General features: G+C 68.8%; 8 protein-coding genes. 2 read left to right on the forward strand and 6 right to left on the reverse strand.

Annotation, left to right across the window (positions count from 1 at the left end; translation table 11 throughout):
• Positions 1-84: 84 nt before the first annotated feature.
• Positions 85-2019: a glycosyltransferase family 2 protein gene (locus ACFVUT_RS34870; protein ID WP_389659697.1), complete on the reverse strand. Its 1935-nt coding sequence runs from the start codon at positions 2017-2019 to the stop codon at positions 85-87.
• Positions 2020-2283: 264 nt separating this feature from the next.
• On the reverse strand, positions 2284-3069 hold the full coding sequence (locus ACFVUT_RS34875; protein WP_389659699.1) for a DUF6892 domain-containing protein: 786 nt from the start codon (positions 3067-3069) through the stop codon (positions 2284-2286).
• Positions 3070-3733: 664 nt separating this feature from the next.
• Between ACFVUT_RS34875 and ACFVUT_RS34880 the strand changes: the two genes are divergently transcribed.
• On the forward strand, positions 3734-5128 hold the full coding sequence (locus ACFVUT_RS34880; protein ID WP_389659702.1) for a chaplin: 1395 nt from the start codon (positions 3734-3736) through the stop codon (positions 5126-5128).
• Between the two features lie 956 nt (positions 5129-6084).
• On the opposite strand, the gene ACFVUT_RS34885 is transcribed toward ACFVUT_RS34880, so the two are convergent.
• The 3 genes from ACFVUT_RS34885 to ACFVUT_RS34895 all read right to left on the reverse strand — a co-directional run bounded on the left by ACFVUT_RS34885 (position 6085) and on the right by ACFVUT_RS34895 (position 9950).
• Complete coding sequence (locus ACFVUT_RS34885; RefSeq protein ID WP_389659705.1) at positions 6085-7536, reverse strand: S8 family serine peptidase; 1452 nt, start codon at positions 7534-7536, stop codon at positions 6085-6087.
• Between the two features lie 303 nt (positions 7537-7839).
• Positions 7840-8574: a hypothetical protein gene (locus ACFVUT_RS34890; protein WP_389659708.1), complete on the reverse strand. Its 735-nt coding sequence runs from the start codon at positions 8572-8574 to the stop codon at positions 7840-7842.
• A complete protein-coding gene (locus ACFVUT_RS34895; protein WP_389659711.1) occupies positions 8571-9950 on the reverse strand; it encodes a right-handed parallel beta-helix repeat-containing protein in 1380 nt (459 codons plus the stop codon). Before ACFVUT_RS34895 ends, ACFVUT_RS34890 begins: the two co-directional genes overlap by 4 nt.
• A 53-nt stretch (positions 9951-10003) precedes the next feature.
• Here ACFVUT_RS34895 and ACFVUT_RS34900 point away from each other — a divergent pair, with 53 nt between their 5' ends.
• Positions 10004-11284 carry a Dyp-type peroxidase gene (locus tag ACFVUT_RS34900; protein ID WP_389659714.1) on the forward strand — a complete coding sequence of 427 codons (1281 nt, stop codon included), beginning with the start codon at positions 10004-10006 and terminating at the stop codon, positions 11282-11284.
• 72 nt (positions 11285-11356) lie between these two features.
• Here ACFVUT_RS34900 and ACFVUT_RS34905 read toward each other — a convergent pair whose 3' ends face one another.
• On the reverse strand, positions 11357-13546 hold the full coding sequence (locus ACFVUT_RS34905) for an SdrD B-like domain-containing protein (protein ID WP_389659717.1): 2190 nt from the start codon (positions 13544-13546) through the stop codon (positions 11357-11359).
• Positions 13547-14194 lie beyond the last annotated feature (648 nt).

The raw sequence follows: 14194 nt of genomic DNA on the forward strand, positions 1-14194 counted from the left end.
CAGCGGCCCCGCGTTCCCGGGTCGGTAGCGTCCCCGGGGCCGCGGCCGGGCCGGGCGGTCGGCGGTGACCGTCAGGCTGAGGATTCAGCCGGACCGGCCCAGCCGTCGCCGTACGCGCCGGACCTGGCGGTTGTCGGCGACCGCGTCGAGGATCCGGCGCCCGGCGTCGGCCTCGTACGCCGGACCCTCCAGTCGGAGCAGGGCGCCGTCGCGGACGACGGCGTACGCGACCGGGGCGTCCGCCTTCGGGAGAGTGACCGGGTGGCGTCCGGCCGGGAGCTTGAGGCGGGCCGGGAGGCGCAGCCGCGCCGTCGACCCGTCGGCGGCGGGCACCAGTTCGGCGGTGACCGGCAGGGCGGACACGGTGACCTTGACGGCAACCGGTCCGTCGGACTGTGCCGCCACGTACGGCAGCGGGAGCGACCGCCCGCCGCGTGCGGTGTTCGCGGCGGCGGCACCGGCCGTGTCGGGGCCCAGCCTGCGCTGGCGCTGGTCCATGTCGAGGGCGAGCTGGCCGCTGCCCGTCCAGTACGGGAGGGCGAGCCGCCCGCCGGTCAGCGCCGGACCCGCGGCCGGGCTGCCCGCGGTGCCGTCGCCCGTCAGCCGGACCATCCGGTCGACGCCCAGCAGCTGGACGTACGCCCACACGTCGTGCACCCCGCGCTCCAGCGGCCGGCCGCCGGCCAGCCGCTCCGGGTCGATGCGGAGCCGCCCGGACGCGACGAGCCGCGCACGTCCTTCCCCGGCCGGCCGGAGTCGGACCTCCAACTCGCTGTCCGGGTACCACCAGTCCTCCCGGTCCCGGTCCTTCACCACCAGTTCCGCGTACGCCAGCCGGAACGGATCGCGGACCTCCCACCCGCTCCCCGCCCCCGGAACACCGTCCAGCAGCGCCGGATCCAGCCACCACTTCCCGTCCCGCTCGACGAGGTCCAGCGGCTCGCCGTCCCCGCGCAGCAGGTCCAGCGTCACATCGGCGACCAGACAGCCGTCCTCCCACCGCAGTCCACCGACCTCGCTGCGGGCCTTCACCTCGCGGACGCGCTCCGCGAGCGCCACCGCCCCGTCGAAGTCGCCGCGTTCCAGCAACTCGGCCCGCAGCCGTGACACCGCGGGCAGCCCCTCCCGCACAGCCGCCGGGAACTCTTCGAGCGCCACCTCCCGGGCCGTCGCGAAGCGTTGCCGCTGCTCGGCCGGGTCCTCGCGCAGGATCTCGGGTTCACGGGTCCGGGAGAGGACCTCCACGTGGTAAAGCCGGTGCAGCAGACGGTTCTGCAACGCGTCGACGTCATCGGACGGGGCGGTGCCGTCCTTGATCTGACGGATGATGCTGCGGCAGTTGGGCCAGAACCCGTGCCGCGGGCTGAACCGGTGCTGGGTGTTGTTGCCGCCGTCGTCCCGCTTCATCCAGTAGTAGCAGGGATAGTCGGCGAGGATCGAGATCCGTTCCGCTTTCAGGTAGGCGGCACTGACGAAGGACAGGTCCTCCAGGATCCATGGCCCCTCCGGGAACCGCAGCCCGTGCTCCTCGACGAAAGCGCGCCGGAACATCTTGTGGGGCGACATGCTCTGCATCAGTTCGTCGTTCTCGATCGTGCAGGCGTCCACCGTGTGCCGGAACAGCCGCCGGGGCCGCACCATCGTGCTGGACATCTTGCCGAGCACCACGTCGGCGTCGTTCCGCTTCGCGTGCTCGTACAGCCGCTGAAGGGCCTCGGGCCCGAGCGTGTCGTCGTGGTCGACGAACTGCACGTACTCGCCCTTGGCGTGCTTCATCCCGAGGTTGCGCGGCGCGCCCGGCCATCCCGAGTTCGGCTGGGTGTGCACCTGGACGTTCGGATGCGCGGCCGCGATCTTCTCCAGCCGGCTCAGCGTGTCGTCCGTCGACCCGTCGTCGACGTAGATCACCTCGTACGCGTCGGCCGGCAGGCTCTGCCCGAGCAGCGACGGCGCGCACTCGTCGACGTATTTCCCGGTGTTGTAGACGGGAACGATCACGCTGACCTTGAGCTTCGGCATTCCACGGACCTTACCGCCCGCCGGGAGCAGGGCACCCGAGAGACTCCTCGCAAGGCCGGGAGGCTCCGCGCATCACCGGGGAGGCTCCGCGCATCACCGGGGAGGTTCCGCGCAAGGCCGGGAGGTTCCGCGCGAGACCGGGAGGTTCCTCGAAAGGCCGGGAGGCTCCTCACAAGGTGGGACGGCGCCAGGCGGATGGGGACCGGTGGTACTCGCGGACGATGTACGGCCGCGTCGCGGGCCGAGCGGCGATGCGATGCCCTCTCACTCGAACGCGAGGGTGACGCCGCGTTCTCCCAGCGACTCGATGACCCGGGCGTTGTCGAACGCGGTGAGCACCGGGTGCTCGTCACCCCGCGTGCGAACGAACCGGCGGTAGTTGACCGTCCGCAGCGACGGCATGTGCTCCAGCGGGGCGAGATCGACGACGTTCCTGGAGCGGACGTCGTGGCAGCCGTCGAGGGTGAGGTGCTCAAGTTCCAGGACAGTCAGCGGACTCAGATCCCGCACAGTTCTGGACGCAAGGGACAGAGTCCGGAGCGAGCCGACCCGGGACAGCGGCGCGAGGTCGGCCTCGTTGTCGTAACCGCCGACCAGAGCGAGTTCGCGCAGACGCCCGCAACGGGTCAGCGGCGTCAGGTCGGTGACCTCGTTCAGTTCCAGGCGCAGCGCTTCCAGAGCGGGCAGCGCGGCACTGATCCCGTCCAGCGACCGGACGCTGAACGTGTCGCACTCGCCGTCCCAGTACTTCCAGATCATGGAGATGGCCTTGGACGACGTGTGCCAGTTCAGTTCGCGCAGGGTGGCGCACTGCTCCGCCGTGACGGGAAGGTCGAGCAGTGCCCGGGCGACCTCCTTGCGGTACTCGTACTCACTGGGATGGTCGACCCAGTCCGCGCAGTCGTCGTCGCACTCGTCGTCGCATTCGTGGACGTCTTCCGGTGCCGGGACCTCGAAGAGCGGCACCGTGCCCAGATCCATGAGCCGGCTGAGGATCGCGAGGCTCAGGTTGACGTCGGGGATCTTCCGAAGCGGATTCGCGGTGGTCATGCCAGGAATGTAGCCGTGGGGTGTGACAGGGCCCTGCGCGGCGGCCGTCCCCCGTGGCGGGCAGGGTCGCGAGCCGGTCCTCGCCGAAGATGTCGGCGAGTTCGCTGCGGGTGACGTGGAAAAGCACTGCCCGAACTCCGAACTCGGCGGCGGCACGGTCGCCGTGGGACTCTTCATAGGGGAATGCGGTTACAACAACAGCGTTGCGGATCGAGGCGCTTCCGTCGACTCCGATTGCCGGCTTCAGACAGAGAAGCCGGAGATCCTCTGCGGAGTCACCCGGACGACTCGGCGGGCGGGTCCTCGCCGAGGTACTTCTGCGAGAGCTCGCGCGTCTCCTCGTTGAACGCCACAGACACGGCCTCCCCCTTCTGCCACGCATTCCGTATGTTCACTGCTTGCGGGGAACGGATGCGAGGGCTGAGTTCCTCCCGACGCAGGATCAGGCGGTGGCCACAGGTCATAGTTGAGACCCGGCCCGCCGGCAAGAAGCGTTTTATTTATGGAATTTCGGCATGTACTCATATGGTTAATTCTCGGTTCGACCGATGCGGTGAACATGCAATCGTCGATATCGTCGGCCGCCTGATTTCCGGGGTGTTTATGATGAAATTTCGACGACCTGACTTTAGGGGTGCATAGCCATAATGGTCTGGGCTGCGCCATGTCTGCCCACGTCCACCGTTGTCTGCACGCCGTGGTGATCGGAAAAGAGGTGGCGGAAATGTCTGCAGTGAATGTTTCCTGGCGCACGCGCACCGCATCGGTGTCCCTGGTGACACTTGCGATCGTGAGTGCTCTGCCGGCCGCTCAAGCCCGGACCCTGGTGGTCCCGGCAGGCGTGAACGTCCTTCGTGCACCCGGCACTCCGGGAGTCCCGCAGGCCCCGCTCACGGTGTTCGCCGAAGACTTCGAAAACGCGGGCGAGACTCCGGTCTTCCTGGAGAACTACGTCGGCGCTCCACCGCTGAACGAGACGTACACGGCCGATCCCTCATGGCTTGACCACGGACAGTGCAACGGCATCATCCTCAACCAGACCGGCGCTGATCAGCCCGACTGCCCGTCATTGTTGAAGGACATGGCCAATGCGCTGGGGCAGGTGGGTGGAACGAATCCGCCGACCAATCACGTGGTCGCGGCCTACACCAGCTGGGTGTCCCCTGGTGCCGATCGGGTGGAGTTCCGGACCGAGAAGCCGATCCCGATGGCGAAGCCGAACCGCTACATCACCTTCGCAGTGGACGTAGCCGCCGTGAATTGCGACCAAGCGAATCCGCTGCTGAAGTTCTATCTGACCGGAAACGGGTCAGACATTCCGACCTTCACCACCCCCATCAATCCCTGCACCGACCCCAACTCGGAGTCCTACCCCGCAGGAAGCGGGTTGAAGGCCGGGGCGTTCGCCGGCAACAAGGCCGTACTGTTCAACGAAAGCCAGTTGGGCATCAAGATGCTCAATGGGCAAGGCGATTGGTTCGGTAACGACCACGCCTTCGACAACATTCGGATCCTGGACGCGACTCCGCAACTGGACAAGGCGTTCAGTCCGGCCACCATGGACAAGGGTGGTACGTCCACGTTGACCATGACGGTGACGAACACCAGTGAGCTGGCGGCGAAGAGCGACTTCGGCTTCACCGACAGCCTGCCCGCAGGTGTGAGAGTGGCCTCGGAACCGCAAGCGTCGACGACCTGCGGCAATGGCACGGTCTCCGCGGTGGCAAGGGGCTCGTCGATTGCTCTGGACGGCGGCGACCTGGCCGCCGGCGAGAAGTCCTGCACGGTCACGGTGCATGTCACTGCTCGCAAGGCGGGAACCCACGTCAACCGCCCTGACGGGATCACCACGGTCGGCCTGAATCTCCCGGACCCGGCGACCCTGACCGTCAACAAGAAAGTAACAGCCGTGGGGACCGCGACGGGCTCGCCCGGTCTGCTGTCCGGCAATGTCGTCCAGGCGCCGATCAGCATCCCGGTCAACGCGTGCGGCAACACCGTGAACGTCATCGGAGTGCTCAACCCGGCGACGGGCAACGCCTGCGTCAACAGCGCCTGAGGTCTTGGCCCGGGGTGGCGCCACGAGAAAACGCCGCGCAACCACGGTGGACACCTGGGCCGGTGTCCACCGCTGGTCCTCCACCCAGCCATGCACGGCCGCCCCTTCCGCAGTTCCGCCTCCAGCCCCATGCGCCAGTGGGACTTCATCCGGGAGGGCCGCCCCAGCGGGAGGGCGGTCCCAACGGCCGTTGGGACCGCAGAGAGAACGGGCGTACAGGCTCATTCGCGGCCGGTGGAGTCTGGCCCCATCCTTATCAGGTCGGTCCATGGGCACCACGCACCATGGCCCATGGGATCCCGTGCTGCGTCTACCTGCCGGGCAAATCCGCCGGGATTCGCCGACGGACGAGCCCGTTGGTGTCAGCCGCTGATGTCATCGCCGGCTGGGCCCGTTCAAGACGCCGGTGTCCGTACGTACCCGATGGCGACGAGTCCCACTCCGATGACCGCGGCACTCGGGGACCAGAATGCGCCCCATACAAGCAGGAGTGCGCCTGCCCCCCACGTCCTTGGCCGTCTGACGTGCCGCTGTAGCCGGCGGCCGGGGACTCGTCCGAGGAGCAGCGCATGGATGCCGAGTACGGCACCCGTCAGCGCAAGCGTGATCATTACGAACAGCGCGCCGAGCACAATAGCCCCAAAAGTTGCTCCCACGGCTCACCCCTCTTGACGCCACCCTGCGGCGGTCGGCCCAGTGTTGCAGAAAGAGCGACCGCCCGAACGGGCGCACCAAGGCGGGATGGGAGCCCCCACGATGCCCGGTTCGGCACCTGCGCTCGGGGCGCCGGCATGCTCGCTGCCGAGCCCCGGCGACCGGACAGCTCCGCAGCGCCGAGCAGACGTACGTGACCGGCGGGCAGTGCGAACCCGCACCCGGGAACGGGATGCGCCCCGCGTCCGAGGTGGACACGGGGCGCGAGACGCGAGACGCGAATGCGGTGCTCAGGACGACATCTACTGCTGGCCGTAGTAGGGGGGTTGCGCGGGCGCCGACGGGTACGAGCCCGGCGTCGGAGGTGCCTGCTGATACGGCCCCGGGTACGGCTGCTGCCCTGGGTACGGTGCCTGCCCCGGGTAGGGCGCCTGGCCCGGGTACGGCTGTTGCCCTGGGGACGGTGCCTGCCCCGGGTACGGCTGTTGCCCCGGGTAGGGCGCCTGCCCCGGGTACGGCTGTTGCCCCGGGTACGGTGCCTGGCCACCGGCCCAGCCACCAGGTGTTCCGGGGCCGCCGGGGCCGCCGCGGTTCCTCTTCTTGCGAGAGTTCAGGACGACGATCAGCACGATGGCACCAATGAGGACGACGGCGCCGCCGGCAATGCCGACGTAGAGAGCGGTGCTCGTGCCGCTGCTGCTGTCGGACGAGGCGTCGGCCTTCAGCTTCGGCAGCTTGGACGGATCCCACGGGCCGGATGCGCGGCCCTTGGCGATGTCCTGGGTGAGGGCCTTGTACGGGCTGAGGTCGCCGTAGCCGTGGTCCGCGTCGGGGAGCTTGGACTTGTCGACTCCCTTGGCGATGTACGTGGACTGGATGGCGCGGTTGAGCAACTGGCCGGGGGTGTAGTCCGGAAACTTTTCCTTGAGGAGCGCGAAGGCACCGGAGGCGATGGCGCCGGCGGCGGTGTTGCCTTTGATGGTCTGGTAGGTGCCGTCGGCGTCGGCGACCTTGATGGTCTTGGCGGGGGCGGTGAACATCAGGGACTCGGAGTGGTTCGAGCCGTGGTCCTCTTCCCGCCAGACGGCGCCGGTTGTTGTGGAGCCGCCGACCAGGACGACTCCGGGGACGGTGCCGAGACCCTGCTCCTCCTCGACGTTGTCGTCGGCTGCGTTCTGAACGATGACGACGTTGTGGGCGAGGGCGTAGGCGACGGCCTGGTCCAGTTCCTTGGTGAAGTCCGGCGACTGGGAGATGTTGATGACGTCGGCGCCTTGGTCGACGGCGTAGCGAATCGCCTTGTCCCATTCGCAGGCCCGGGTCTCCGCTTCGCCGATGACAATGCCGTCCACCAGGAAGATGTCCACGGGGAGGATCTTCGCGTCCGGCGCGAGCCCCAGGATGCCTTCGCTGTTACCGGCGCCGTGGCCGTGACCGGCGATCAACGAGGCCAGGTTGGTGCCGAGGTTGTCTTTGGTTTCCTGATTTGCGGGCTTCTTGTCACTGCAGCGCTTCCCGGGAAGGACGCTGCCGGTGAGGTCTGCCTGGTCGCCGTTCACACCGGTGTCGAGGACCGCGACAGTGACGCCCTTCCCCGTGGCTGTCTTGTGGATGGTGTCGATGTCGAAGGCCTTGTTCTGCCACTGCTTGTCTCTGGTGTCGTCCGCCGAGGCAGTGGGCGCGGCGCCGAGTACCAGGGCTCCCACCATGGCCGTGCCGCCGATCATGCAGATCATCTTCTGCGCGAAGCGCACGTTCTGACATCCTTCTGCGTTGGATTTCGGCTGTCGTTCGTGGGGTCCGCGACTGCTGGCTGGCTCTTCGATGGCGGGCGGGTTGTCCTTGCGCCGCTTTGTCCCCCGGGTGGTCTCGTCCGCCACGAGATGATCTCCGGAACCGTGCATCATTCACAAGACGCGCATCGGGTTTCTCACAGAACGCGCGCAGCATGCCTGTGAACCGCGCCGGGTCTCATGGAGGCTCCGGCTGCCGCGCGCACAGCCACCGGGCCGACTCCGACCGGACAACAGCCAGTCACCGGCGAGTGGGGCTGGATGTCACGTGGGGAACGTGGCGACCAGCCAGTCGGTGGTTCCGCCCAGTCGCGCCGAGAAGCGGCGGAGCCGGGCGTCCTCGTCGATCCAGTAGCGGGTACGGCCCGGGGTGGTGCGGGCCGCTTCTCGCGCGGACCCCTGGGGGGTGGTGGCGGACGGGCCGGCGAAGACGGTGACGGGAACTCCTGTGACTTTCTCGTCACCGAGGCGGCGGGCGCCGCTGTGGAGCAGCAACTGGGCGTTGTCCGGGCGGTCTGTGGCCAGATTGAGCAGCAGAAGCAGGGTGGTGTCGATGGCGGAAGCCTGGGCCGCGAGAGGGTGTTCGTTCCAGTCGTCGCGGGGTGGGCGTGCGGGGAGAGGGTCGGTCCAGTTGCGCCGCATGGAGACGGTGGTGCGGTTCCAGCGCAGGAGGTTGCGTGTGGCTTCGAGGGTGCCGTCGCCGCTTTGAAGGATGGCGAGGCCGGTTCCGTTGCGCCAGTCGAGGCGGCCGGTGAGCCGGGCGACGTGTCCTTGGACGGGGATGTCGGCTGTGACCTGGGAGCTGCCGCGCCGGTAGTTGGTGAACCGGGTGAGGGCGAGCAGTTCGGCTTGTGGTGTGGTCAGAGCGGGGGCGGTGGCGGTGGCCGGGGCAGGCGGTTTGTTCTGGGTGCAGGCCGAGGCGCCGAGAAGGGTCAGGAGGGTCAGCGCGATGCCGCAGGCGGGAAGGACCGGCAGGGTGCGGCGGTGTGGAGGCGTCATCGTGTGGCCGCACCTTGACCGGGGCGTGTGGCGAGCAGGTCCGGGGCGGGGAGGGGTACGCGGTCGGGGTGCACGTCTCCGGGCAGATGGAGGGCGGGTGCGGCGGGTGCGGTCCGGGCTTGCGGGAGTTGTGGCTGCGCGGGGGGTGGTGCGACATCGAGGAAGGCGATGCCGGCCGGTGGAGGGGCGGTGCGGGTGCGCGGCGCCGCGGCGGAGGACCGGCTGTTTCCGCCGGGACAGGGGGCGGTGCGGGGGAGGTCATCGGGAAGGGTGCGGTGCAGCGTGTTGCCCTGCAGACAGTTGCCCTGGCCGGGAGCTCGGGTGGATGCCTGGTAGGTGATGTCGACCGCGTTGTCGGACAGGGTGTTGTCCTGGAGCCGGTTGTTCAAGGGTGGTACGTCCTCGTGGGAGGCGAGCACGATACCGGCGCGTGAGTTGCCGCTGACGCGGTTGCGCAGGAGCGCGTTGCGCTGGCCGCCGGCGATGCCGATCCCGATCCCGAAGCCGCCGTCGGCCTGTTCGGGGGTGTCGGGGGCGTTGTTGTCGGAGACCAGGTTGCCGGCGATCACTCCGCCGGTCTGAGGTACGAAGGCTTCCTGGTAGTCGCTGTCGACGGTCATACCGACCCGGTTGCGCGTGAACCGGTTGCGCAGCACCCAGATGGGCCCGCTGGCGTTGGTGCCCTCGTAGCCGATGGCGTTGTGGTCGGCGATGTTGTCCTGGACGAGAACGTGGCAGGGCTTGCACTGGCCCACGTAAAGGCCGGAGTCGGCGCTGCCGGAAGCGTAGTTGCGCTCGATCACGCCGTTGCGGGCGTTGAACGCGTAGATGCCGTACAGCCCGTTGGCGTGGGCGGTGACGTAGCGGACGCGGAAGCCGTCCAGGGGAGGGAAACGGGCCGGGTCGAGGTGCTGGTAGCCGTCGCTGCCGCGGGCGAGTCCGCCGTCGGCGTCGCTCATGCCGGTGACCAGGACACCGTTGAGGAGGTGGTTGCTGACGGTCAGGTTCTCCACGGAGACGCCTGCGGCGGTGACCACGATGCCGTTGGAGCGTCGGCCCTGACCATCGATGACGACGCGGTTGCGGTCGGTGCCCCGCAGCACCACGCGGTCCGTGCGCATGCGGACGCTCTCGTGGTACACGCCGGGTGAGACGAGCACCAGGTCGCCGGGGCGGGCACGGTCGAGGGCCGCGTTGATCGTCGACGCCTGCGCCGGCACCCGGATGGTGGCGGGCCGGGTCGAGCGGCCAGGGGCGTGGTCGTCGGTGGCCGACGTTCCCGAGCAGCCAGCGCACAGGAGCGAGGCAGTCAGCGCGCCACCCAGCGTCGCGGCGCGCCAACGGCCATGTGCCCGGCGGGCGATGAGCGGCATCATGTGCGGCCTTTTCCGATCCGTAAGGACAGCAGGTGCTGACTTAGAGTACTCACATGGATGCTCACAGTGCACAGTTGGGTGGATCGGGCACGGAACGGCGGCCGTTGCGGCGCAGGGCGCTGGTGGGGGGCACGGCGGCCGTGGCGGTCGGCGGGATGGCCGGATACGCGGCCGGTACGCAGGGAAGGCCGGTCGTTTCCCCAAACGGGGTGTCTCTTGTCAGGGCCTCCGGGGGCGAAGCGACCCCGGTGGCGGGGCCGGTGGCCGTGTCCGCTCGCGGCAGCCGTCAGGCCGGGGTCGACCGCCCGGTGCAGCCCCAGCAGCATGTGGCCCTGTCGGTCTACGAACTGCCGGGAGCCGGGCACCCGGACACCCCGGACAGTGACTTCGTGCGCCTGAGCGGAAGACTCGTCGCCGAGTTGGGCGCCCGCGTGCGCGCTCTCACCACGCGGGACGGTGCTACCGCCTTGAGCGGACTCCCACCGGGCGATCTGACGGTCACCGTAGGGGTCGGCCCACGTGTCGTGGCCGCCGTGGACAGCGACCTGCCCGGAGCACGTGCACTGCCCGGATTCGCCCGGGAGGAGATGCCCGACTCGGCCCGGGGCGGCGATCTGATGATCCAGGTCTGCGCGTCCGACCCGCAGACGGTCACGCTGGCCGACGCCGCCCTGAGGGCATGGCTCCAGGAGCACTCGGCGGCGCCGCGCTGGTCGCAGCATGGTTTCCGGCCCCCCGCACCGCCCTCACCACCCGGACAAGCCGGGCAGCGGGCGCCGGTGCGCAATCTGCTGGGGTTCCTGGACGGGATCGTCGCACCGCGCACCGGAAGGGAGTTGGACAAGGAGGTGTGGCTGTCGGCCCCGCCCCGGGTGGGAGGCGGCACGGTCTCGGTGGTGCGACGCCTGCGGCTGGACACCGCGCGATTCCTCGCCCAGGACCTCGCACAGCAGGAACGGGCGGTCGGGCGGCGTCGCGGGGACGGGGCGCCACTGAGCGGCGGCGGCTCGGGCGCACCCATGGACCTGGGCGCCAAGTCCCCGCAGGGCCGGTACCTCGTCCCGGCCATGGCCCACGCTCGCCGCGCCCACCCCAGCGGCACAGGCAGCGGACTGATGCTGCGGCGCGGCTACAGCTACGCCAACGGACCCGAGGACCACGGGCTGCTGTTCATCTGCTTCCAGCGTGAACTGCGCACCTTCGTGGCGACGCAGCAGCGCCTGGACGACGGCGACGAACTGGCCTCCTTCGCCACGGCCACCGCCTCCGGCACCTTTCTTGTGCTGCCGGGGTTCACCGGGGCACGTCCGCTCGGTGCCCCCCTGTTCTCCTGAGCACGGAAGAAGCCGGGGATCCGGGCCACCCATACCGGCGCGCCCCGGATCCCCGGCTGACACGGGCGGCTGTCAGGTGCCCGCCCACATCCCGGCGTCCAAGTCATGGTCGACCGAGCCGGGAGGACCGGTCGTCACCTTCGCAACCGCGGTCGTGGCCTGGTTGTCACCACCGGTCGGCTGGGCGTCCGAGTTGGTCGCCGGGTCACGGCCCGTGGTGGGCGTCCACATCAGGTCACCAGGTGAGGTGACATAGGGGGGCAGGTTGCTGGTGTCGACAGTGCTCTTGTCGAACTCCACCGTGTAGTCGGTGTTCGGCTGGAGTCCGTCGCGATGGTCGAAGTAGTACTCGCCCTTGGCGTTGGTCCTCTTCGTCGCGATGACCCGCCCCGACGAGTCCTTCAGAGTGACGGTCACACCCTGGATGCCGAGGGTTTCGTCGTACCGGGCGTTCTGGGAGCCGCCGCCGTCGTCGAACCAGACCCGGTTGCCGATCTGCACCGGCGGTTCGTCACACAGCAGTTCCAGGTCGCCCAGGCCATGGGCCTTGCCGAAGCCGCCGTCGGTGTCGTAGACGACACCGAACCCGTCCTGCGCCGCGTCGCGGTAGCCGGTGGTGCGGTCGAACCACCCGACCCCGCCGGAGTTGATGGTGCGATACGGGTCCAGGACGGTGCTGGCGATCGTGGTCTGCTGGAGCGGGAGCGCGAGCGCGCCCTGTGCCGTCTCCCGATGGCCGGTCCCCGTGTAGTAGGTGTCGCCGGTGAACCACTCGTTGCCGCCCCGGGGGCGGGGGCAGTCGGTGCTGCCTTCCCAGTGGTAGGTGCCGGTGGACTTGTGGCAGACCTTGATGATGTCGCCGCCCGTGACGGTGCTCTCGATGCCTCCGCCGGGGTTGGCGTTGGGGATCACCAGGCCGGACTGGTCGCCGAACCGGTCACGGAATCCCAGTACCAGGCTGCCGTCCCGCTCGATCTCGATGTCGCTGAGCATCGGCTGCGGGTAGGTGATGTTCCCCGTGGGGAACTGGGACAGGTTGTCCTGCGTCCACGGCTTCCAGTTGGCCGGCGTGGGGTCCTGGGCCGGATCGCGGGGGTAGTTCAGCGGCTCGTCGACGATGGGCGCCGCGCCGAACGTGGCGGTGTTGGGGTCGTACGTCCACACCACCGCCCGCAGTCTGGTGGGGTCCTGCGTGCTCTCGGCGGAGCAGACGCCGCCCACGTACACCACGCCGTCCCGCACGCCGAGTCCCATCGGCCGCCAGTCGCCGGGAGGGGAACAGGCGGAATCCGGGATCTTGACCGGTGCGCGCTTGAAACCGGTGGCAGTGGTCTGCGTCGCGTCGTAGGTGTAGAGATTGCCGTCGTTCATGTTGACGACGTACAGCTCCGAGCCGTCCGAGGAGATCTCGATGTCGCCGAGGGACTCCTTGCCGGGCCGGTTGGCGAACGGGGCATCCACTCGGTTGCTCTGGTTGTGCGTGGTGGTCCCCGCGTTCGGCACCGTCGTGAACAGACTGGTGGCGCCGGTGGTCCGGTCGGTTACGTAGACCGCGCCCTGGCCGCCGGGTCCGTACTCGGTGTGGCGCTTGGCGTAGGCCCCGGAGAAGATCCGCTTGTCCTTCTTGCGGTAGGCGAGCCCGTAGACAGCGCCGGTGTCCTGGACCGTGGCGATCGGCCTCGGGTTGGTGGTATTGCCCTGGGTGTCACCGCGGGAGTTGTACGGGAAGGTGACCAACGTCTTCTCACCCGGCTTGGTCGCCGCCTGCTGACAGGCCGTGACCAGGGTGGGGTTGTCCTGGCAATAGTCGTCGGGACTCCACACGGCCATGTTGAGCGTGACGTCCTGGCCGTCTTCCAGGTCCACGAAGTTGAGGTGGGAGGACAGCCCCGTGCCGGCGAACGACGGCTGCAGGAAGCCGGTGCCGGTGGCCGGGTCGTACTTGTTCGGCCAGCCGATGAGCTCGACCTTGTACTTCCCCCCGGAACGTCTCCAGGTGGTCAGGTCGATGGTGATGGTCCCGTTGGGACCGACCGGGTAAGTCTGTGTCTGTCCTGACTGCTCGCTGGTGACCCGAATGGTCGCCCCGGACAAGGCGGTCTGGATCTGCGGATTGAGTGTGCCCGCCGCGGCGAACTCCCTGAACACATTGACCGTCAGCTTGCCCTCGCCCGCCTGGGCGGTGGCCGACGTGGCAGGCACCAGCAGGGCGCCGGCGCAACTCAGCGCCACCATGGCCCGCCAGACTGTTCGTCTGATCACGTAATTCCCATCTCTGCCTCGCAGTCGTCATGGGGTGGAGCCCAGGGCGGGGTTTCCGAGAGCCCTGGGTGTTCGGTGGCTTCAGACAGGAGAAACGCGGGTCAGGTCCTCGGACGTCAGGCCCGCCATGAACCCCGATGGAACGTCGGCCCGGCACTGCGCCCCAGCCACCTCCTCATCCATAGTAACGGAATGAATACGCAGCGTGACCATAGGTCGAATGGGTGACCCCCGCCCAGGTGCGGTCGGCGGCAGGAAGCGTCGCACTTCCGCCGATCCGGCTCCACGGCCTCCGTCATGGTGCCGCGCCCCTGGCTCACGCGGCCGGTGCCGGCCTCTGGGGCATCCAGGAGAACGGCGATCCGGTGGGTGATGTTCGGGAGATCGACCCCCGTCCGCTCACGCGCTGCTCACGCACCGCTCACGCACGCTCACGCAACGACCCGGACGAGGAGTCCGAGGCCGGATGAGACGCCTCCCTGAGAGAAAACCCAGGTCAGCAACGTAATGCGTTGTGCCCCGGCAGGATTCGAACCTGCGACACCCGCTTCAGGAGTTCGACCCGCAGTTGCCCCTGGCAGGGAGGCATTGCCCGGCAGCGGGAAGGCCGGTGGGCTCATGTACGCCTCTGTCCGACGCTGTTGATGT

The organism is Streptomyces sp. NPDC058051 (genome assembly GCF_042885475.1).
GTDB lineage: Bacteria > Actinomycetota > Actinomycetes > Streptomycetales > Streptomycetaceae > Streptomyces.